Source organism: Akkermansia muciniphila (assembly GCF_030848305.1).
Lineage (GTDB): Bacteria > Verrucomicrobiota > Verrucomicrobiia > Verrucomicrobiales > Akkermansiaceae > Akkermansia > Akkermansia muciniphila_A.
On the sequence record NZ_CP114598.1, the window covers coordinates 2,248,663 to 2,267,761 of the forward strand.

Consider the following 19,099-nt stretch of genomic DNA (forward strand, 5'->3'; position numbering starts at 1 on the left):
ATGAACAGGGTAAAATCCGGCTGGAATGTTGCGTTTTTTACAGGAACTGAGCCAGATCCCGTTCAAAACCGGGATAGGACGTATTGATGCATTCCGTATCCGTCACCACGGTTTCTCCCTGTGCGCTGAGCCCGGCCACCAGGAAACTCATGGCGATGCGGTGGTCCCCATAACTGGATAATTCCGTTCCTTTCAGTGGGGTGCCGCCGTGAACAACCATACCGTCGTCAAATTCTTCCACATCCACGCCCATGAGCCGGAGATTGGCTGCCGTGGTGGCGATGCGGTCCGTTTCCTTGACGCGCAATTCGCGGGCGTTTCGGACGATGAAGTCTCCCCGGCCCAGGGCTCCCGCTACGGCCAGGATGGGTATCTCGTCAATGAGATTGGGGATTTCTTCCGGGAGGAGGCTGGTGCCGTGCAGGGAATCCGAGCCATACACGGTAATATCTCCGTACGGTTCGCCGGCATCTGCCGGAGAAGTGGTCACAATGTCCATTCGTGCGCCCATCCTTTGCAGCGCGCTGATGACGGCGTTCCGCGTCTTGTTCAGCCCCACCTGGCGCAACGTCAGGCGGGAGCCTGGCCGGCCGGCGGCGGCCACCATCCAGAAAGCTGCGGAGGAAATATCTGCCGGGACTGTCAAATCATGGGCGACGGGGAGAGCCGGCCCGCAGGTTCCGACGGTCAGGCCGTCCACGGTGCAGGGAATGCCGAAATGACGGAACAGGCGTTCCGTGTGGTCGCGGGTAACGGCCGGCTGGCGCACGGTGGTGGCGCCGTCCGCAAACATGCCCGCCAGTAGAATGGCGCTTTTTACCTGGGCGCTTGCCATGGGAAGCGTGTAGGAAATCGGGTGCACCCGCCCGCCGTGAATGCTCAGCGGCGCACAGCCCGGTTTGGTCCCCCTGGACTCAATCCTCGCACCCATTTGTTCCAGCGGCTGCATGATGCGGCCCATGGGGCGGGAACACAGGGAGGCGTCCCCAAACATTTCCGAATCAAAAGGGCAGGCGGCCAGCATCCCGGCCAGCAGTCTCATGCCCGTGCCGGAATTGCCGCAGTCAATGGGCCGTTCAGGGGCCTTGGGGCTCATGGCGACGCCCGTTATCCGGAAGCGTACTGGGCCATATCCCTGCCGTTTTTCCAGCACATCCACTTGGGCGCCCAGCTGCTCCATGGCGCGCAGGGTATTCAGGCAATCTTCACTGCATAGGAAATTATCCACTTCCGTCACTCCTTTCGCCAGGCCACCCAGAATGGCGGCGCGGTGGGAAATGCTTTTGTCTCCGGGTACGGTCAGTACCCCTTGCAGGGAGGGAATGGAATGGGAATGAAGGTTCATGAGCGTCCGGAAGAACTACCCTGTATCGGCTGCCGAATCAAGCCAATTACGAGGCGGATGGCCGCATCAGGGGGCTTCCCAGAATGGAGTTGATTTTCCGGAACGGTGGCGTATATTCATGTGCGTTATCGGCTGCATCCCCCTGAAAAGAAGGAGAGAGCTTTTCAGGATCAATGGATCAAGCTGGTTTTCATAGGTAGTAAGTTGGAGCGGCCACGGGAGCAGTCCTGTGGCCGCTTTACCTTGTTCAGGAAAGAGGGCGCCTGTTGGCTTGAAGAAGGAAGAAAGAAACAAAATGTTCGCCATGCTCGCTTTGGGCTTTACCGCAAGCCGATGAAAGCGTATGTAGTCCCTGCCGATCAGGTTCGGGTGGTCGCTGTTCCGATCTTCAGACCGGAGTAGAGGAAAGTCCGGACATCACAAGGCAGCGTGTCCCGTGAAAGCGGGAGACGGGAATCTCCCAAGGGTTCCCGGACGGAAAGTGCCACAGAAAACAAACCGCCCGGATGGGGTTCTCCCCCGTGCCGGGCAAGGGTGAAAAGGGGAGGTAAGAGCTCACCGCTCCGAGGGCGACCAAGGAGGCATGGTAAACCCCGCGCGATGCAAGACAAACAGGGGAAGGGTCGCCTGCCCGCCGGATCCCCGGGTATTAGTCGCATCCGTTTCGTGAAAACGAACGGGCGCGCGGAACGCCTGACCGCAGTCCGCGTGAGAAAAATGACCGCACAGCCGGCTCTGGCCGGCGGACAAAATCTGGCTTACAGAACCTGGTCGGCTCCTGTTTTATTTATCGTGCTGTTTTCGTCCTCTCTTTTCCGGGGAAGAGAACTACTTGGAAATTGTCCCGTTCCGGGGTCTCTTTGGGGTTGCATGGGCGTGTCAAATGTGTAGAATCCGTCACTTAATTGCCACCCACTATGGAGAAGCTTGTCGTACATGGAGGTTTTACGCTTAGGGGAGCCGTCAATATCAGCGGTTCCAAAAATGCTTCCCTGCCTATTTTGGCCGCATCCCTGCTGACGGATGAGCCTGTAGTGGTGCGCCGTGTGCCGGATGTTTCCGATACCAATTTCATGGTGCAGATCATGGGCCAGCTGGGAGCCTCCGTGGAGCGGTCCAGCGGCAATGTGCGCGTGGAGGCCAGGAACCTGCATTCCGAAGCCGCTTATGAACAGGTGCGCAAGATGCGCGCCTCCATCTGCCTGATGGGGCCTTTGATGGCCCGCATGCAGCGGTGCGTGATTCCCCTGCCGGGCGGCTGTGTGATTGGCGACCGTCCTGTGGATTTGCATATCAGGGCCATCCAGGCATTGGGAGCGCAGGTGCAGATTGAACGCGGCAACCTGATTATTGAAGCTCCCGGGGGATTGAAAGGAGCTACGGTGGATTTGCGCGGAGACCACGGCCCCACCGTTCTGGGAACGGACAATTTAATGATGGCCGCCGTATTGGCGAAAGGCACCACCGTTATTGAATCCGCCGCCTCCGAGCCGGAAGTGGTGGATCTGGCGAACTTCCTGATTAAGATGGGCGCCAATATTCAGGGTGCGGGAACGCGCCGGATCGTCATTGAGGGAGTGGAAAAGCTCCGCGGCTGCAACCATACCGTTATCCCGGACCGCATTGAGGCCGGCACCTTTATGGTGGCGGCGGCCATGATGGGAGATGGCGTGACCCTGCGGCGCGTCTGCGAGGAACATATGACCGTGGTGACGGATTTGCTCCGGAAATGCGGCCACCACGTGGAATTCAACGAACGGGGGGATACGGTCACCATCATTGCCGGGAAAACTCCCAAATGCGGAGAAATCAAGACAGCCCCGTATCCCGGCTACCCCACGGACATGCAGGCTCAGATGACGGCTCTCTTCGCCACGACGCCGGGCATTTCCGTGGTGAAGGACACCATTTTCCCGCAGCGTTTCATGCACTGCTCCGAACTCAAGCGCATGGGGGCGGACATCAAGGTGGACAACGGCACTGCCGTCATCTCCGGGGTGGAAACGCTCAGCGGCGCCCCCGTCATGGCCTCCGACCTGCGGGCTTCCGCCGCCCTGGTGCTGGCAGCCCTGAAGGCGGAAGGCACCACGGAGATCCACCGCCTGTATCATATTGACCGGGGCTATGAAATGATTGATGAAAAACTCCTGGCAATCGGCGCCGCTGTGGAAAGATTGCCGGATGATGACAATTAACGCTGTTTTAAGTCCGGATTTTTCATCACACCACATTTTTTCTTTACTGTCAGAGTTCCATATGCTATTCACCGAAGTCCTATGAACAAGGCTCAACTGATTGAACTGATTCAAAGCAAGCTGGGTGCCGATACGACCAAGAAGCACGCTGAAGAAGCTCTGGCCGCTGTGCTGGAATCCATTAAGGAAGGCGTGAAAGAATCCGGCAAGGTGCAGATCATCGGCTTTGGTACGTTTGCTACCAAGACCCGTGAGGCCCGTACCGGCCGTAACCCGAAGACCGGCAACACGATCAATATCCCCGCCTCCAAGACGGTTGCTTTCAAGGCCTCTTCCGCCTTGAAGGACTAAGACGGCAATTGCTTTCTAAAGGAGCACTTTTCTTTCAGCACCCCGTCCTTTGCGGACCGGGGTGTTTTTTATGTCCCGCTGCGGATGCCGGCGGCTTGACCGGATGAACGCCTCCGTCTAGAATGCCGCCATGTCCAGCAGCTTTGGTCAGGTGTTCAAGATTTCTACCTGGGGTGAATCCCATGGAACCGGGGTAGGCGTGGTGATTGACGGCTGTCCGTCTCTCGTTCCGGTGACGGAAGAAGACATTCAGCGGGAGCTGGACCGGCGCAGGCCGGGGCAGAGCGACATCGTAACCCCCCGCAAGGAAGAGGACCGCGCGGAAATCCTTTCCGGAGTGCTGGACGGCAAAACCCTGGGAACGCCTATAGCCGTCAGTGTCCGGAACAAGGACCACCGCTCCTCCGCCTATGACGAGATGGCCAGCACGTACCGGCCCTCCCATGCGGATTATACATACGACGCTAAATACGGTATTCGCGCCTGGGCGGGCGGCGGCCGGGCCTCCGCACGGGAAACTATCGGCCGCGTCGCAGCCGGAGCCGTGGCAAAAGCCGTCTTGAAGCAGGCTTTTCCCGATATGGAGGTTCTGGCCTGGGTGGACCAGGTTCACCATGTGAGAGCTTCCGTGGACTGGGGAGCCGTGACGGCTTCAGCCATTGAAAGCAATATCGTCCGTACGGCGGATCCCTCTGCGGCGGAAGCCATGATCGCCGCCATCAAGGAAGCCCGTGATTCCGGCAATTCCTTGGGCGGCGTGGTCAAATGCATGGTGCGCGGCTGTCCTCCCGGCCTGGGGGATCCCGTCTTTGACAAGCTGGACGCTACGCTTGCCCACGCCATGATGAGCATTCCCGCCACCAAGGCTTTCGCCGTGGGTTCCGGTTTTGAAGCGGCGGACATGACCGGCCTGGAACATAATGACCCTTTTTACATGCAGGGCGGCCGGGTGCGTACCGCCACCAACCACTCCGGCGGTATTCAGGGCGGCATCTCCAACGGAGAGGACATTCTGATGCGCATCGGCTTCAAGCCTACGGCCACCTTGATGATCGACCAGCAAACGGTCAACAGGGATGGGGAAGATGCCCGGCTCAAGGGCAGGGGACGGCATGACGCCTGCGTGCTGCCGCGCGCCGTGCCCATTGTGGAAGCCATGGCCTGGCTTTGCCTGTGCGACCACTACCTGCGCCAACGCTGCCAGCGGGCGCTGTAACAAACCGGGTTCACGGCTTCTTTCCCGTTACTCATGGATTCCTCCCTCACATTTTACCTGGTTCTGGGCGCATTGCTGCTGGGCTTCATTGTGCTCGGCATGCTGAAGGGGATGATCAAGATGCTCCTGTTCGGCGCGGCAGTGCTCTCTTCCGTAGCCGCTTACTTCTGGTTATCCAAATATGGTTTCACCTATCTCTCTTTCATCACCAGCGATCCGCGGGAATGGATGGTCACCGTGCTGTCCGTCGGAGGCGCGGCGGCGGTCTTCTTTGTCTTTATGCACGGTCTCTTCTGGTTCAGCGACGTCTTTTCCTGGGGGAGGCGCATGGGTTTCGGCGGTGCCAAGGGAATCGTCACAACGGTACTGATGGCGGCAGTCGTATGCTGGGTGGGAGTCATGTGCATCTTCTTTTACGGCTCCATGGCGGAAATGACCCGCGCCCGTGAACTGGCCCTGTACCACATGGACCCCAACCGCACCATTTCCCTCCCTGCCATTTATTCCGTCAAGAAGTCCATCATGGACAATCCCCGCCTGAGCTGGCTGGAAAAAATATCTCCGGAGCACGATCCGGAACGGCTTTCCCTGGCAAAAATGATCGCCTATCTGGTGACGCTCCAGCCGGAGCTTTCTGACCAGCGGCGCGCTCAGCTGGACTGCTACATGCCCCGCTCCCGCATTACCAGCCGCGTGCTAAGCCTGAAAAGCCTGAGCGAAGACCCCGCCATCCGCCTTCTGGTGCAGAAGGGGGATATGCAGGGCCTTTACAACGATGTCAAGCTGACCCGCTTTCTGGAAGATCATGATGTCCGCTCCGTCCTGTCCCAACTGGATGTGGACCGTGTGCTGGGCTTCGTCACGGAAATTCGCCGGACGGCCCCAGCCGGGAATGAATACATTCCCGAAGCCACGCCAATTGAGGAATAAGCGCGGATTTTCTGTTCCGCAGGAATGAGTTTGTTCCTTTTATCCTCTTTTAACCCAAAATACAGGGAATTATCTTCCCTCCCGTGTCCGAACCGGAAAAAGAGAGTTCCGGCTTGTTTCTAGGAAAAAGCGCCTGTTCTGATGATTGGTCTGATAACGAAGCTTGATTAAACTAACTGCTCCGTCAACGCAAAACAGCTGGACGACAGTTGAATTTTTCTTCCTTCAGGGCAGCTGGTTTTCCGGGATTTTTCCCGATATCTACACTAATTTTTTCTGATTATCAATGTGTTCGGATGCTGCGGAAAGGTGAAGCACCAGCCGAAAAGACGTGCAAAACGGTAGTACAGTCCCTTGCAGCGGGCATTTTGGCTGGTCATGATATCGTAAAAAGCCAGGTCAATCTGGCTTCTGGAAATGGGCGCTCCGTTCATTTTGGCGTGCAGCATGGCGTCGTGGAACAGGGAAGGGAGGAGCATATCCGGAGGGGTGGAACTACACGTAACGCCGTCCCAGCCATAGCCGGGAGTAATGCAGAAACGACCGCCCTCCGCCTGAATGCGTATGGATGAGTCATATGCGCTGACGGCCGTCCAGCGGCCAAAATCCGCCTTTTTTCTTCCGCTGGTCCAGCTGATGGCGTTTTTAGTGATGTAGAAAGGCTTGTCTTCATAGAGGGTTCCTTCATACCAGCCGGCCACGGGTACCGGAGCCGCAGCCGGAGTGGAGCAGGATTCCAGAAACATGGCTGCGCACATTGATGTGAACAATATGTAAATATTATGTGAATAAGAGATAAAGGGCATGAGGGGACGGCGCGTTATCCGGATAGTTGTTTCTTATTGAATTTCCAGCACGATGATTTCCGGAGGGCAGCAAAAGCGCAGGGGAAGAACGCTGCATCCCAGACCGCGGGTAATGAGGAAGGGGGTTCCGTTCAGCTGGGACCAGGGATAGGAAAATTGGACCTTCTCTCGTGAGATGTTTGCCAGGGGCCTGCCTCCGGGAAGGCATATCTGGCCTCCGTGGGTATGCGCGCTGATGACGGCGTCCGCCACGCCGGGAGCCAGCAGGGGGAAAATATCGGGTACATGTGAAAGAAGGATATGCGGAATATCCGGAGAAAAACGCAGTGGCAATTCCTCCTGCCTGATTCTCTGGTGATAGTCGTCCCTGACGGAGGAGAGCTGCAGCTCCCGACCTCCGGGAAGGTGCAGCAGCAGGGAATCATTCCACATGGGCAGGATGCCCAGCCCGGCAAACATGTTGCGCCATAAGTCCCAGCCGTAATACTGGTCATGGTTGCCCTGCACGGCAAAAATGCCGAGAGGCGCTTTCAACATCTTGAAATATTCCCGGGCCGTTTCCGGGGCCATGCTGCTCTCCCGCGTGTGGCCGTTGGCGTAATCCCCCAGCAGGAAAATCATATCCGGCCGGGCTTCCATGATTGTTTCCATGTACCTGCGGGCCAGATCCCCGCCGTTTGGACGCAGATGAAAATCTCCGGCAATCACGATGCGGAGAGGCTGGCCTTCTTTTCCCTTCCACTGAGGCATCTCCATCGCAGTCGTGATGGTTTCCACACGACTGGGTTCCGCCTGCCATGCCCACATGAATAAGGAGAAGCCGATCATCAATACTGGGACAAGGATGATCGCCAATTTGTTGAGAAAGGGGCAGCGTGGGCGTGACTTCATGCAGGGCAGGACTCCTTACTGATTATGAGGCCTTTTACCCGCTTTTCAATCATTCGTGTTTGCTAATCGGGAATTTTGCTGGTATGATCCGTCCCGCTCAAGGTAGAGGCTGTCCGACGACTGCGGCTCTACTTCATATTAACATCCTAATACCATGCAGTTTACACACGAAATCGAACAAATGTGTTGCGTCAAGAAAGGCTGCAACCATGGTCCGGCCCCTATCCCGCAGGAAGGCAACTGGACGCAATCCAGGGAAATCACGGATATCTCCGGCCTGACCCACGGCGTGGGCTGGTGCGCTCCCCAGCAGGGCACTTGCAAACTGACGCTGAATGTCAAAAACGGCATTATTGAAGAAGCACTTGTGGAAACCAGCGGTTGCTCCGGCATGACCCACTCCGCCGCTATGGCTGCGGAAATCCTGCCCGGCAAGACCTTACTGGAAGCAATGAACACGGACCTCGTGTGCGACGCCATCAACACCGCCATGCGCGAACTGTTCCTGCAGATCGTGTACGGCCGCACCCAGAGCGCCTTCTCTGAAGGAGGACTTCCCATCGGCGCCGGTCTTGAAGACCTCGGCAAGGGGCTCCGCTCCCAGATCGGCACTCTGTACGGCACCCGCGCCAAGGGGCCCCGTTATCTGGAAATGGCTGAAGGCTACATTACCAAGCTTGCCCTGGATGAAGACGGTGAAATCATCGGCTACGAATTTGTGCGCATGGGGCCGATGATGGAAATGATCAAGAAGGGCGTGGACGCCAACGAAGCCGTCGCCAAATGCACGGGCAACTACGGTCGTTTCGACGAGGCCGCCAAGTACATCGATCCTCGTCACGAATGAGATTGAATTAAAAAGAGTATCTTAACTTCAAGCACTATTACTATTATGCCTCTTTTCGAATCCTACGACCGCCGCATCAAGCAGATCAATGAAGCCCTGGCCAAATACGGCATCAGCTCCATTGAAGAAGCGGAACAACTCTGCCTTTCCAAGGGAATCAACCCCCGTGAAATTGTGAACGGCATTCAGCCCATCGCGTTTGAAAACGCCGGCTGGGCCTATGTGGTGGGAGCCGCCATCGCCATTAAGAAGGGCTGCACGAAAGCCGCCGACGCCGCTGAAGCCATCGGAGAAGGTCTTCAGTCCTTCTGCATTCCCGGCTCCGTTGCGGATGAACGCAAGGTGGGCCTGGGCCACGGCAACCTGGCCGCCATGCTCCTGCGCGATGAAACGGAATGCTTCTGTTTCCTGGCCGGGCACGAATCCTTTGCCGCCGCTGAAGGCGCCATCGGCATTGCCAAGTCCGCCAACCGCGTCCGCAAGCAGGATCTCCGCGTCTGCCTGAACGGCCTCGGCAAGGATGCCGCGTACATCATCTCCCGCATCAACGGGTTTACATATGTGCAAACCAAGTTCGACTACGCCACGGGCAAGCTGAACATCATCCAGGAGAAAGCTTTCTCCAAGGGCCCCAAGGCCGCCGTGCGCGTGTATGGCTGCGATGATGTGCGCGAAGGCGTGGCTGTCATGTGGAATGAAGGCGTGGACGTTTCCATTACCGGGAACTCCACCAACCCCACCCGCTTCCAGCACCCGGTAGCCGGCACCTACAAGAAGGAATGCAATGAGAAGGGCAAAAAATACTTCTCCGTGGCTTCCGGCGGCGGTACGGGCCGTACCCTGCACCCGGACAACATGGCTGCCGGTCCCGCTTCCTACGGCATGACTGACACCATGGGCCGCATGCACTCCGACGCCCAGTTCGCCGGTTCTTCCTCCGTGCCCGCCCATGTGGAAATGATGGGCCTCATCGGCATGGGCAACAACCCGATGGTCGGCGCTTCCGTAGCGGTGGCCGTGGCTGTTGAAGAAGCCGCCAAGCAGAACGCCTGAGCGCGCAGCTGATCAAAAATCGCAGAGCCGCTTTCCCAAACCGGGAAAGCGGCTCTTTTAGCAGTTGAAAAAAGGAGATAGGCCTATTCCTGCCTTTTTGTTTCCGCATCAGCTTCCGATACGGAATCTGCTGGCCCGGTCTGTTCGGGGAGGAAGCCCGCGCGAAGGAACGGATCTTCTGGAAATGGATTCCGGCCTGGAAGCTGCCGGCTTGACGGAGCGGATTTCCGGACGGGAAGAAGAAGCGGGAGCAACCGTTTTTTCCGGTTGCGTTCCGTGGGAAGACGGGAGAACAGGAACGGTTCCGACAACCGTTTTTTGCCGTTCATGGGCCTTATAGGCGCGTTGCAGGGTGAAATCCCTTTGTTCTCCCGGTCTCAGAGAATAATCCGCCTTTTGGGGAGTTCCGGCTTTTTGCGCCAGAGGTTCCACGCGTCGCTGCAGCTGCGCGGCGGCATCCAGTTTGCCGTCCACCCATTCCGGATTCCATTCAGGCTCGGATGCTTTCAGGGACTGGAGCAACTGAGCCGCTTTCTTGCCGCTTTCCAGGGCGGCCTTATAATCTCCCTCCTTCTCCTGCCGTGCCGCGCGCATCAGGGAAAGGTTGGCTTCGTAAAAAGCGTCTCCGGGATCGCCAAGGGCCGTTGCTGCCGCCAGGAACATGCAGAGCAGGGAACAGGATAGAAGATGTCTTTTCATGATTGTTGGCACGATAACATGATTCTCCGTTTTGGAAAGGCCTTTCTTCCGGCATGTTTTGCGCAGGGCAGAACCCCGTTTCCCTTGCGGAGAAGAGGAAATGTTCTCCATTCCGAACCCCGGCACAACTTGACGGAAAGGCGGGAGTGCCGTATGATGGTTTAGACCTGCTATATGACCCGGAACGCGCCATCATCCCTTCCAGCTCCGCAGATGGAGGAAGATCCCAGATTCCTGACGGAACAAATTGTAACGTATCTGGGCAATAAGCGTTCCCTGCTTCATTTCCTGGGAACGGGATTGGAACAGGTGAAAAAACGCCTGGGTAAGGAACGGCTGAAAGCAGGGGATCTTTTTTCCGGCAGCGGCATCGTGGCGCGTTTTCTGAAACAGCATTCGGAAGAGTTGATCGTCAATGATCTGGAGGAATACAGCCGGATCGTCAATACCTGTTACCTGAGCAATGCGGAGGAAGTGGAGAATCTGGAGCTGGACAGGCATTACAGACGCCTGCTGCGGTATATGGAAACGCATGAATCCCCTGGCTTCATCACGGAACTGTACGCCCCCAGAAATCCGGACTGCATCACGGCGGATGACCGCGTTTTTTATACGCGCCGCAACGCCGTGTACCTGGATACGGCGAGGCAGACCATCAATTTGCTTCCGGCAGAAGTCAGGCCCTATTTTATCGCGCCTCTTCTGGCGGAAGCTTCCATTCACACAAACACGTCCGGCGTATTCAAAGGCTTTTACAAAGACAGGAACGGAATCGGCAAATTCGGGGGAACGGGAGGCAACGCCCTTTCCCGCATTCTGGGAGACATTTCGCTGCCGTTTCCCGTGTTTTCCCGGTTTGACTGCCGGTATTCCATCCATTGCCGCGATGCCAATGAATTGGCTGCCGAGCTGCCGGAAATGGATGTGGTGTATCTGGACCCTCCCTATAACCAGCATCCGTACGGGTCCAATTATTTCATGCTGAATTTGCTGTCTTCTTATGAAAAGCCGGAGGAAACCAGCCGGGTTTCCGGCATTCCCGCAGATTGGAAACGCTCCACGTACAACAGCCGCCAGCATGCTCCGGAGGCCCTGTTCCGTCTGTTGGAGGATTGTCCGTCCAAATTTATTTTACTTTCCTACAGTTCTGAGGGGTTTATTAACTATGAGGAAATGACCGGTTTCCTCGGACGACTGGGCCGTACCGTTACGCTGGAAACGCCGTACGCCGCATTCCGGGGCAGCCGGAATTTCAGAAACCGTCCTCAGAACGTGACGGAATTCCTGTTCCTGGTGGAACGGTTCTAACAGATGACAGGAAAGGCAAGCCTCCATGCAGACCCATTTGGAACGCTTCATCCGTTTTCTGGCCGCGGAGAAAGGCTTGAGTACCGCCTACCAGCTTTCCGTGAGGCAGACGCTGGAGGAATTCGCCCGGTTTCTGGAAACGGAAGATACTGGTCTTGCCCAAGCGGGCATCGATACGCTTTCGGCATTTCTGCGGCATTTGCAGGACCGGGGGATGGCCCGCAGCTCCATGCGGGTGGAAATGGTGCATTTGCGTATTTTTTTCCGGTGGCTGGCCGGAACGGGAATATTGGAAAAAGATCCTTCCGCATTTCTGGAAATGCCCCGGCAGGGGCTGTCGCTTCCCCATGTACTGGATCAGAAAACCGTCTCAAATCTTCTTGAAAGCATTGATGTTCAAGATATTCCTCTAGGGTGTAGAGACAGGGCCCTCCTGGAAATGATCTACGCTTGCGGGATGCGTGTTAGCGAAATAATCAACTGCAAATTAGAGAGTTTTGATAAAGATGAAGCTTTTGTCCGCGTGCTGGGGAAGGGGGATAAAACCCGGCTGGTGCCCATAGGGAGGTCCGCCTTGGATGCTTTGCAAATGTATTTGGAAAAAGGAAGACCCAAACTGGTCAGGACGGGAACGAAAAACCATATCTTCCTGACGGTACGCGGCCGTCCGTTGACGAGGGAGCGGGTCCGCCAAATTCTCCGGGAACGCGCCAGAGCCGCAGGACTGGAACAGCATGTTTTCCCGCACATCCTGCGTCATTCCTTTGCCACGCATCTTCTGGAAAACGGAGCGGATCTGCGCATTATTCAGGAGATGCTGGGTCATGCCGATATTTCCACCACCCAGATCTATACGCATTTGGAGCAGCAGCGGCTGAATTCGATTCATCACCGTTTTCATCCCAGAGGATAGGAACGCTATTTCTTCCTTATTTCCATGCCACGTTTTTTCGCATTCTTCCAATCACCTCATAATCATTTAACTATTAATGGCCGGAGAATTATTTTACCGGCATTATATTTTGCATTACATATATTATGCGAAGTATAAATACAGAGAGAAATATATGTCCCACTTGCTCCGTTTATGTGTGAAAGAAGAATCCCGTCTCCGGAAACTCCGTTTGACGCATCCCAAAAAAGATGGCAGAAAATAAGATTCCCTGCTTATCAAGGATGTTACCAGAGATTCATATTCCGAGGACTTTTTTTACTCGTAAATCCGGGCGTGGAACGAATGACCCGCTGCCTGTTCTGTTCTGAATGGAAATCATTCATCCATTACTCATTTTTGTTCCACTTCGGCCTATCCTTTTTTCTACTGAGGCGAATCTTTCCCTCCGCTTCTCTCTTGCCAGATCACCTTTCATCCTTCATAATAAAAAAAGCATGAATACTTTCGTTTCTCTTTGCCTGGTCGGGGGCCTCAGCCTGGGTTCCTTTTGTTATGCTCAGTACATGGATAACGATGCCAAGAAGAAGGTAATCAAGGATTTGGATAATCTGCTCGCTCTGAACAGGTCTGCGGAAACCAAAGTGATCAATGCCGCTATCAGCAAACTGAATTCCGCCGGCAGGGATCCCGGCGCCGCATATGACCTGCTGATCCAGTCCAAGAAATTTCTGATGGAAACAGAAAAGGAAAAGGACAGGAGCCAAGGAAAGAGCGCCAAAATCGCCTCCAATTCCATGAAGGACTGGATGGACCGTGAAGCGAAGAAGTACCAGGATAAAAATGCCCGTAAAGGATTAATGATTCAATATCAATGGGGTGTTCTCGTCCTCAAGGCGCGCCTTAAGGAAAATTTAATGAACGCCACTTCCCATTCCTCCGGCGGAACAGCGGAGGAAATCCTGGATGTTACGGAGTTCCAGAAGCCGGCTATGGATTTGCTGAATGCCTACCTGTCCGCCTGCTCCGACCCTGATTTTGTCGAACCTTCCTCTTCCAAAAACAACAATGGAGCAACCGGAAGAGCCGGCGCCCGTATTGCGGAACAATCCGTCCTTAATACGGAAGTGGGTGAGGCCCTGGGCATCAGCAGCATGTCTTCCAAGGCTTTCCCGGATTCCATGAAGAACCGGGATGAGATTTTTGACAAACTGTTCTTTACCGGATACCGGAAGACCCGCAACCTCCCTGCCCTCAGGCAGGCATGGAACAAGAGAATTTCCATGGAAGTGGCTCTGGGAAAAATCAGCCACGCCATTTCCTCCGGCAAGAAGTCCGGCATGCAGGGCCGCATCGCCAATGCGTCCGAAGACGAATTTGACGAGCAGGGAGCCGCCGTTCTGGATCGGCTGCGCTGGCGCTGCGAACTTGATTGCTTCGACTTGGGAGACCAGGCAAACGCTACGCGGAATATGATGGCGCTCATCCGGACGACGGTGGATCCCGTGCGCCGGGAACAGGGTATCCGCACCCTCCGGGATAAACTGGTTCAGAGCATGAAGAGCATGATTGATTCTCCGGAAGAAGGGAGCATGGCTGACGGTTCCGCTTCATCCCCTGCTCCGCGCCCTGCCGTGCGCGCGCCCAAAAGGAAGACGCCCTCCACCACGATCACGACCAGTCGTGAAATGGATGATCCCGGCGCCATTGGAACGGATGTGCCGTCACCGCCCAAACCGGATCCAACTCGGAGCGACGATTTTTTTGAAGACGTTTAACGTTCTTCAGACAAAGATGCTGCCCGAACGGCGGTTTCCCTGTTCATGGAATGCACAGAGCATCCTTGACGTCCGGAACCGCCGTTTTATACAGTAAGGGCATGTATCAGCCATTTCAATTTTTCATGCCCGCGCAAATCTTCTTCGGCGCGGGTTCTTTGGACAATCTTGGTTCCGCTCCCCTGCCCGGCGCCAAGGCCCTGATCGTCATCGGCGGCACGTCCGTCAAACGCCTCGGATATCTGGACCGCGTGCAGGCTCTTTTGAAAAGCCAGGGAGTGGAAAGCGTCGTTTTCGACAAGGTGCAGCCCAACCCCGTGGTGGAGCACGTGATGGAAGCCGCCTCCCTGGCCAGGGAAACGGGGTGTGATTTCGTCATCGGCCTAGGCGGAGGCAGCAGCATGGATTCCGCCAAGAGCATCGCCGTGATGGCAGCCAATCCCGGGAACTACTGGGATTACATCCAGGGCGGTTCCGGCAAGGGGCTTCCCATTCCCAACAAACCTCTTCCCATCGTCTGCATCACCACTACGGCGGGAACCGGAACGGAGGCGGATCCGTGGACCGTCATTACAAAGGAGGACACGCAGGAAAAAATCGGTTTCGGCTTCAGGGGTACTTTCCCCACCATGTCTATCGTCGATCCGGAGTTGATGCTTTCCGTACCTCCCAAATTAACGGCATACCAGGGATTTGACGCCCTGTTCCATGCCGTGGAGGGATATATGGCCACAATCGCCTCCCCCATGGGGGACATGTTCGCGCTCCAGGCCATTGAATACATTGCCAAATATCTTCCGCGCGCCGTGAATAACGGGGATGACCTGGAGGCTCGCGCCTATGTGGCTCTGGCCAATACCTATTCCGGATTTGTGGAAACCATTTCCTGCTGTACGTCGGAACATTCCATTGAACATGCCCTCAGCGCCTTCCATCCTTCCCTGCCCCACGGCGCGGGGTTAATCATGATTTCCTGGGCCTACCATGAAGCCTACGCGCCCTCCTGCCCGGAACGTTACGCAAGAGTTGCCGCGGCCATGGGGCAGGAAGCCTCGGTGGACGGTTTCCTGAACGGCTTGAACAAACTGAAGGAAGCCTGCGGCGTGGACAAGCTGAAGATGTCCGAGTTCGGCATTACCCCGGATTTATTTGACGAATACGCTAAAACGGCTTTTTCCACCATGGGCAACCTGTTTGAGCTGGACCGTTGCAAATTGACTCCGGCGGACGTGGTCAGCATCCTGGAAAAATCCTATTCCTAGAAACAAGCCGTCGAGGAAACGCAGGCCGGGCGGGTAGCTTTCTTGTATGGCAGCCCGTCCGGCAAAAGATTGTTGTCGTTCTGATGCGTTCAGGAATGCCAGCCATTTCCGTCATGCCGGGGCATTCCCTATAGAGAAGGAGCATGGTTCGGTTGGCTGTCCATTTTCCATTTCAGCAGTTCCCCTGTAACACAGCGCGGCTGGACATGTGCCGCGCCGGGTTTGCCATATTGTTCTCTTATCGGGCGGCCAGATAGCCCAGGCCAATGGCCAGGAGCCCCCCGGCAAAACTGATGAGGGTGTAAAGGAAGAAGGCGGAGAAGTTCCCTTCCTTCAACAGCAGGAAGGATTCATTCATCAGCGTGGAAAAGGTGGTGAAACCGCCGCACAGGCCTGCGGTAAGAAAGAGCCGCGTTTCCGTATGCGGCAGGTTCCGGTCGAACAAACCGTAGAGGGCGCCCAGGATAAAACATCCCAGCAGGTTGACTGCCGCCGTACCCCAGGGGAACGAACTTGCCGAATTGACCTGGACGAAACGGGCCAGCAGGAAACGCAATATGCCGCCCGCAAAGCTTCCCAGACCCACCATCATCAGCATTTTTATCATAGCGGCTTTTTCTATGTTTGAACGGGAGTAAAGTTTTGGAGCAGATGACGAAAATCCGCCGGGAAAGACGGGCGGCGAAAAAGGGGACTTTCTTGTTGATGAAAGAGCAACTGGCTGCGTTCCCGAAAACTGGTTTGGAAACGTTCGTGCCGCCTGGTGACACCCTTTGCCGGAAACAAGACTTTCTGCGGAAGCTGTCGGTCTGTATGCCGGCAGAACCCATTTCCTTTAACGTGTGCGGATAAAATACCCTGTTTTTTCCATATCGCCAGCCTTTTTGTTCTTGATTGCAGGGTAAAACCGTATTTCCTTTTTTCCATGTCCCTGCCCCTTCTCGTTACCGGAACCATCGGAATTGATACCATCCTTACTCCCAGCGGTAGGGCGGACGGCGTTCTGGGCGGTTCCGTCTCTTTTGCGGCCGTAGCCGCCCTTTTGTTTGCCGACCGCGTGGATGCCGTCAGCATCATCGGGGAGGATTTCCCCGCCCATTATGAAGCGGCTCTTGAGGCCAAAGGGGTGTGCATGAACGGTGTAGAACGCAAGAAAGGGCCTTCTTTTTCCTGGACCGGGGAATATTTTGACAATATGAACAAACGGAGGACCGTTTGCGCCAATGATTCCGTGATGCTGGAATGGGATGTGCACGTTCCGGAGCCTTTGAGGAACCATCCGGTTCTGGTTTGCTGCTGCATGGTTCCGGCCCAGCAGCTCAAGTGCATGGAACAATGCCCGGACGCGGCGCTGGTGCTTTCCGATTCCATGGACAAGTGGCTGCGCCGCCAGCCGAATTTGCTGGATGCCGTGATCAGCCGTTCCCATATCACCATGATGAATGAGGATGAGGCGAAGGAATATGCCCAGGCGTCCACCGTCATGGAAGCCGGGGAATTCCTGCTTTCCAAAGGCGCCGCGTACGCAGTGGTGAAACAGGGGGAATACGGGGCCACGCTTCTGGGCCGGGATGCCGGCGGGAATCTCCGGATGTTCCGTTGTCCCGCCTATCCTCTGAAAACATTGGTGGACCCCACCGGCGCAGGGGATACGTTCCTGGGGGCTCTGGCCGGCTATTTGTCCACCCTGCCTCCCGGCCTTCCTCCGTTTGAGGAAGTGAAGAAGGGGATTGTGTACGGAACGGTGGCGGCCTCCTTCACCTGCGAGTCCTTTTCGGCAGACGCCCTTCTTTCCATGACCAAAGAGACTTTTCGCCGCCGTCTTGAAGAGTACGCGGAGATGTGCCGCCTGCCTGATATCCGCCTCTTTTCCGCAAGTGACTGTTAAGACGGGATCAGATCCCCTGAAAAGGAGGAAATGCCTCCCTTGATGGTTCGTTTTCCGGTCTCCGTTTTTGCGGGATGTCCGGAATGTTCAGGTAAAAAAGGCCCGGATGCGGAACATGAAAAACCCCGGCTGTGCATGCCACGCCGGGGTTTTCGTAAAAACAGGGGATGCTGTCGGCGGAATCAAGCATCCTGAAGGCCGAATTTAAGCTCGGCTTCCGAAACTACCTGGCCGTTCACCAGGCAGCGTGCCGTCGCCTGGCCGATGTTTCCGCGCATCTTGGTCAGTTCCGCTTCAATGATGAGCGTATCGCCGGGAACCACGACGCGGCGGAATTTTACCTTGTCCGCGCTCATGAAGTAGCCGAGCTTGCTGGCATTGCCGGGCTGGCGCAGCATGACGATGGAGGCCACCTGGGCCATGGCTTCCACCTGGAGGACGCCCGGCATGACCGGATGGCCCGGGAAGTGGCCCTGGAAAAAGAGTTCGTTCATGGTCAGGTTCTTCAGACCCCGGCACTTGGTTTCTCCTTCAAAACCGATAATGCGGTCCACCATCAGGAAAGGATAGCGGTGCGGCAGAAGGCTCATTACTTCGTTAATGTCCAGCACGGCGTCTCCGTACGGCACGTTGACGGGATTGGGGGCCATCTGCTGGTTGCGGTGGTGTTCCTTCTTGAGCTTGGCCGTGAGTTCGGTGTTCGGGCCGTGGCCCGGCTTGATGGCGATGACGTGGCCCAGAATGGGTTTGCCGCACAGGGTCAGGTCTCCAATAAGGTCCATGGCCTTGTGGCGGGCGAACTCATTGATGAAACGCATGGGTTCCTTGCTCATGAGCTCCTCTCCGCGGATGACCACGGCGTTTTCCAGGCTGCCGCCCTTGATGAGGCCCTTTTCCAGCAGGGGCTTGATGTCTTCGTAGAACGTAAAGGTGCGGGCCGGGGCCAGTTCCTTTTCATACGTTTCCGGCGTGATGACCGCGTCAAAGTACTGGGTGATGCGGTTTTCCGGTCCCACGCAGGTGACGGAAACGCGGAATTGCTTGGAGGGGAGAATGGTCAGGATGGAACCGCCCTTGGTTTCAATGGTGACGGCCTCGCGCACTTCCAGATAGCGGCGCGGCACATCCAGTTCCACGATGCCGGCGCGCTTGATCAGTTCTACGTAGGGGGCCGAAGATCCGTCCCCGATGGGAGGTTCGTTGGCGTCCATTTCAATGACGGCGTTGTCAATGCCCATGCCCGTGAGGGCGGAGAGGATGTGTTCCACGGTATGCACCTTGACGGAACCTTCAGCCAGGCTGGTGGCGCGTTCCACAGTCTGCACCTTTTCCACATCCGCGCTGATGAAAGGCTGGTCCGGAATGTCCACCCGGCGGAATTTAATGCCGAAGTCGGCGGGAGCCGGTTTCAGGGTCAGGGTAACGGGCTGCCCCGTATGCAAAGAGGTACCGGCCAGGGAGGCCGGAGAGCCGACAGTTCTTTGGTTTCCACATGCCATGCGGGGATGCTAGTGAATGAGCTTCCGTTTGGAAAGCACGAAATCACGGATTTTCCTTTAAATTCGGGGAAGAGGCGGTATTCCGGCGTGTCATCCCGGACAGAAGTGGATAAAGGGCGCTTGAAAAAACGCCGCTCAC

At 56.1% G+C, this 19,099-nt stretch carries 17 protein-coding genes and 1 other RNA gene; 12 read left to right on the top strand and 6 right to left on the bottom strand.

The genetic code is table 11. From position 1 onward, the window contains the following. Positions 1-37: 37 nt before the first annotated feature. A complete protein-coding gene (gene aroA, locus O4G22_RS09830) occupies positions 38-1,345 on the bottom strand; it encodes a 3-phosphoshikimate 1-carboxyvinyltransferase (RefSeq protein ID WP_306701672.1) in 1,308 nt (435 codons plus the stop codon). Between the two features lie 357 nt (positions 1,346-1,702). On the opposite strand from aroA, the gene rnpB reads away from it, so the two are divergent. The 5 genes from rnpB to O4G22_RS09855 all read left to right on the top strand — a co-directional run bounded on the left by rnpB (position 1,703) and on the right by O4G22_RS09855 (position 6,037). Next, an RNA gene (gene rnpB / locus O4G22_RS09835) (RNase P RNA component class A) lies at positions 1,703-2,122 on the top strand. A 140-nt stretch (positions 2,123-2,262) separates the two neighbouring features. Further along, positions 2,263-3,540 carry a UDP-N-acetylglucosamine 1-carboxyvinyltransferase gene (murA, locus tag O4G22_RS09840; RefSeq protein ID WP_094137063.1) on the top strand — a complete coding sequence of 426 codons (1,278 nt, stop codon included), beginning with the start codon at positions 2,263-2,265 and terminating at the stop codon, positions 3,538-3,540. An 81-nt stretch (positions 3,541-3,621) separates the two neighbouring features. Then, positions 3,622-3,891, top strand: a complete 270-nt coding sequence (locus O4G22_RS09845) for an HU family DNA-binding protein (RefSeq protein ID WP_012420924.1) — start codon at positions 3,622-3,624, stop codon at positions 3,889-3,891. Positions 3,892-4,021: 130 nt separating this feature from the next. Beyond that, positions 4,022-5,107, top strand: a complete 1,086-nt coding sequence (gene aroC / locus O4G22_RS09850; protein ID WP_297406357.1) for a chorismate synthase — start codon at positions 4,022-4,024, stop codon at positions 5,105-5,107. Positions 5,108-5,140: 33 nt separating this feature from the next. Further along, positions 5,141-6,037, top strand: coding sequence for a hypothetical protein (locus O4G22_RS09855; protein WP_094137061.1), 897 nt, complete (start codon positions 5,141-5,143; stop codon positions 6,035-6,037). A 266-nt stretch (positions 6,038-6,303) separates the two neighbouring features. Here O4G22_RS09855 and O4G22_RS09860 read toward each other — a convergent pair whose 3' ends face one another. Then, on the bottom strand, positions 6,304-6,783 hold the full coding sequence (locus tag O4G22_RS09860) for a hypothetical protein (RefSeq protein ID WP_306701673.1): 480 nt from the start codon (positions 6,781-6,783) through the stop codon (positions 6,304-6,306). Between the two features lie 93 nt (positions 6,784-6,876). Next, positions 6,877-7,734: a metallophosphoesterase gene (locus O4G22_RS09865; protein WP_306701674.1), complete on the bottom strand. Its 858-nt coding sequence runs from the start codon at positions 7,732-7,734 to the stop codon at positions 6,877-6,879. A 154-nt stretch (positions 7,735-7,888) separates the two neighbouring features. On the opposite strand from O4G22_RS09865, the gene O4G22_RS09870 reads away from it, so the two are divergent. Both O4G22_RS09870 and O4G22_RS09875 read left to right on the top strand, forming a co-directional pair. After that, positions 7,889-8,581: an iron-sulfur cluster assembly scaffold protein gene (locus tag O4G22_RS09870; protein ID WP_094137058.1), complete on the top strand. Its 693-nt coding sequence runs from the start codon at positions 7,889-7,891 to the stop codon at positions 8,579-8,581. A 45-nt stretch (positions 8,582-8,626) separates the two neighbouring features. Then, positions 8,627-9,634, top strand: coding sequence for a GGGtGRT protein (locus O4G22_RS09875; protein ID WP_094137057.1), 1,008 nt, complete (start codon positions 8,627-8,629; stop codon positions 9,632-9,634). A 108-nt stretch (positions 9,635-9,742) separates the two neighbouring features. Here the strand turns inward: O4G22_RS09875 and O4G22_RS09880 are convergent, their stop codons facing one another. Beyond that, on the bottom strand, positions 9,743-10,333 hold the full coding sequence (locus O4G22_RS09880; RefSeq protein WP_290488679.1) for a hypothetical protein: 591 nt from the start codon (positions 10,331-10,333) through the stop codon (positions 9,743-9,745). Between the two features lie 213 nt (positions 10,334-10,546). Between O4G22_RS09880 and O4G22_RS09885 the strand changes: the two genes are divergently transcribed. From O4G22_RS09885 to O4G22_RS09900, 4 genes are all read left to right on the top strand, one after another. Beyond that, complete coding sequence (locus O4G22_RS09885) at positions 10,547-11,641, top strand: DNA adenine methylase (protein ID WP_094137055.1); 1,095 nt, start codon at positions 10,547-10,549, stop codon at positions 11,639-11,641. A 25-nt stretch (positions 11,642-11,666) separates the two neighbouring features. Then, positions 11,667-12,554, top strand: a complete 888-nt coding sequence (locus tag O4G22_RS09890; protein WP_306701675.1) for a tyrosine recombinase — start codon at positions 11,667-11,669, stop codon at positions 12,552-12,554. 476 nt (positions 12,555-13,030) lie between these two features. Then, positions 13,031-14,311 (top strand): hypothetical protein, encoded by a 1,281-nt coding sequence (locus tag O4G22_RS09895; RefSeq protein WP_306701676.1) that lies wholly within the window; start codon positions 13,031-13,033, stop codon positions 14,309-14,311. A 101-nt stretch (positions 14,312-14,412) separates the two neighbouring features. Continuing rightward, the gene (locus O4G22_RS09900; RefSeq protein WP_306713880.1) at positions 14,413-15,573 is read left to right on the top strand and encodes an iron-containing alcohol dehydrogenase; all 1,161 of its coding nucleotides are present in this window, start codon (positions 14,413-14,415) and stop codon (positions 15,571-15,573) included. 238 nt (positions 15,574-15,811) lie between these two features. Here O4G22_RS09900 and crcB read toward each other — a convergent pair whose 3' ends face one another. Next, the gene (crcB, locus tag O4G22_RS09905; protein WP_295978436.1) at positions 15,812-16,180 is read right to left on the bottom strand and encodes a fluoride efflux transporter CrcB; all 369 of its coding nucleotides are present in this window, start codon (positions 16,178-16,180) and stop codon (positions 15,812-15,814) included. A 318-nt stretch (positions 16,181-16,498) separates the two neighbouring features. Here crcB and O4G22_RS09910 point away from each other — a divergent pair, with 318 nt between their 5' ends. Next, a complete protein-coding gene (locus O4G22_RS09910) occupies positions 16,499-17,461 on the top strand; it encodes a PfkB family carbohydrate kinase (protein WP_306701677.1) in 963 nt (320 codons plus the stop codon). A gap of 182 nt (positions 17,462-17,643) precedes the next feature. Here the strand turns inward: O4G22_RS09910 and O4G22_RS09915 are convergent, their stop codons facing one another. Continuing rightward, the gene (locus O4G22_RS09915) at positions 17,644-18,960 is read right to left on the bottom strand and encodes a bifunctional UDP-3-O-[3-hydroxymyristoyl] N-acetylglucosamine deacetylase/3-hydroxyacyl-ACP dehydratase (RefSeq protein ID WP_094137046.1); all 1,317 of its coding nucleotides are present in this window, start codon (positions 18,958-18,960) and stop codon (positions 17,644-17,646) included. Between the last annotated feature and the right edge of the window lie 139 nt (positions 18,961-19,099).